This window comes from Bacillus sp. S4 (genome assembly GCF_040838205.1).
In the GTDB taxonomy this organism is placed as follows: domain Bacteria; phylum Bacillota; class Bacilli; order Bacillales; family Bacillaceae_G; genus Bacillus_A; species Bacillus_A cereus_U.
In genome coordinates this window covers 1-1,907 of the sequence record NZ_JBFPJI010000466.1, presented here as the reverse complement: position 1 = coordinate 1,907, position 1,907 = coordinate 1, and the positions used below count along the sequence as shown (strand labels likewise).

Here is a 1,907-nt window from a genome sequence, read left to right as displayed (position 1 = left end):
GATTTTTTAGAAATTGTAGGCGAGTATTGTCCACGATTATAACAACAACTAAAAAATGATTGAGGAAAATTCAACATATACATAATAAGTGGAGGTAAATATAGTGGTTTTAAAAATAGTACTTATCGTTATTGGTTTAGCATTAATTTTATCGGGTGTATATAAAATGAAGAAGTATGATGCATTCGTAGGCAAAACTCAAACAAGAAAAAATCTTTTCAACTTGTTAATTAATGGACAGAGTTCTGGAATAGGACAATTATTAAGTGGGATTGTGTGTATCGTTTTAGCAATCGTAGCCTTTATAATTAAATAACTTGCAAATCAGGGAGCTAAGATATAGAATCTAGCTCCTTTTATTATGATAAAGTCTTTAGGAAAAAACACCCAAGTAAGATATAGTTACCATTACATTATAGCAAGGCTCTACAAGATCCCCATAGATACGACAATTTTTAGGGAATCTTGGCGAAGAACTAATGAATACTTGTAATAATAAACATAAATTAATGGTCGGATAATCAATTTTAGTTATATAAAAATTACATAACTAAACACACCGGTATTGAAGTCCTGTAATACTAATATAGAGCCGTTAAAATTAAAATTCATCTTCCAAAATTAGATTCCCGGCATCGTTATCTTTCGTTAATCTTTGTTTTAAGTAGTTTTCTTTTGTTGTCCGGTCATTTTTATGACCTACTGCAGCTGCGATGACATGAGGTGGTAATCCTTTGTAGTCATACAAGTACTGTACATAAAAATGTCTGAAGAAGTGGGGAGTAATTCTAATATTTTCTGTAAAGGGTAACTCAGTAGCCTTTATGATTTTAGAAATATATTGTGATAAATAATTATCTCTATAAGCAGTATGGTTCTTGGTTTGAAATATGGTCCCGCCATTTACATTTCCGATATCTACAGGCAATCTTCTACGTATTCGAAATGCAACGATGCGATTAAAAATCTCTTTATTAATAGAAACAATCCGTTCATTATCTCGCTTTGTATCTACTGTTAAATAGTAACGTCCGCGTATAACATCATACTCAAGATCTTCCCACTTTGCATGGGCCACTTCTGCAACACGTAATCCCGTAGTAGCTAGGACCGATAATAAAGCATAATTAATTTCATTATCCTTATAGTAATGAAGCAACTGCTTCACTTCCTCATATGATAACTCACGCTTTGGTTTATGTTGTTTATTCACCGCCGTGCTTAGAATCTCTACATGAAGAGGCTCCTGGATATATTGGATTTCGTATAGCCATTTCAAATAAGAACGGATTACACCAAGCTTCCGACTAATCGTAGATGCCTTGTAATTTTCTTTTGATTGATAGGAGATTGCGTCCTGGGATAACCATTTTTGATAGTTACGGATATGGCGCTTTCTTAGATTCCTCCAGACTTGGCCAACTTTATAGTCTTTTACATCTTGCTGTAGAAATTCTGTACTTTGTTTGATAAAGAAGTAAAACTGACTCAGATCACGAGCGTATAGAATTCTTGATTCATCTTTTATACGTTTCTCCTGGTCAAAATGTGTTTGTCGATTCAAGTAATAGTACAGTATCTCTTCGTCTGAAAATCCCTCGTATGTATAAGCATCTTCTCTTTCGTTATTTTCCTTTTTAAATTCAGCTTCATTTATATAATCACGATTCCATACTGCAATTATGTTTGTTAAACTTTGTTTTTGTTTCTCTATATTTTCTAAAGAATTTTCATTATGAATCGTATTCAATTCAAATTTCATTACCCTTCAACTCCTTATTAAATACCCTTATATCTATTATTATAACTGATGTATATTAAAAATTATTTACAAAGTAAAATTAAATTTTATAAAAATGAAAATGTAAAACAACTATAGAAAATCTCCCATTTTCTATGGTTATAAC

2 protein-coding genes are annotated in these 1,907 nt (G+C 31.6%); one reads left to right on the top strand and one right to left on the bottom strand.

The features are described 5' to 3' along the window. Nucleotides 1–103: 103 nt before the first annotated feature. Nucleotides 104–316, top strand: coding sequence for a hypothetical protein (locus AB3X48_RS21675; RefSeq protein WP_002114555.1), 213 nt, complete (start codon nt 104–106; stop codon nt 314–316). 285 nt (nt 317–601) lie between these two features. On the opposite strand, the gene AB3X48_RS21670 is transcribed toward AB3X48_RS21675, so the two are convergent. After that, the gene (locus AB3X48_RS21670; protein WP_367959930.1) at nt 602–1,762 is read right to left on the bottom strand and encodes a tyrosine-type recombinase/integrase; all 1,161 of its coding nucleotides are present in this window, start codon (nt 1,760–1,762) and stop codon (nt 602–604) included. Nucleotides 1,763–1,907: the final 145 nt, after the last annotated feature.

Bases quoted from the DNA above. Each gene is read 5' to 3' on its own strand.
- AB3X48_RS21670 (WP_367959930.1), bottom strand. From the start codon at position 1,762: ATGAAATTTGAATTGAATACGATTCATAATGAAAATTCTTTAGAAAAT.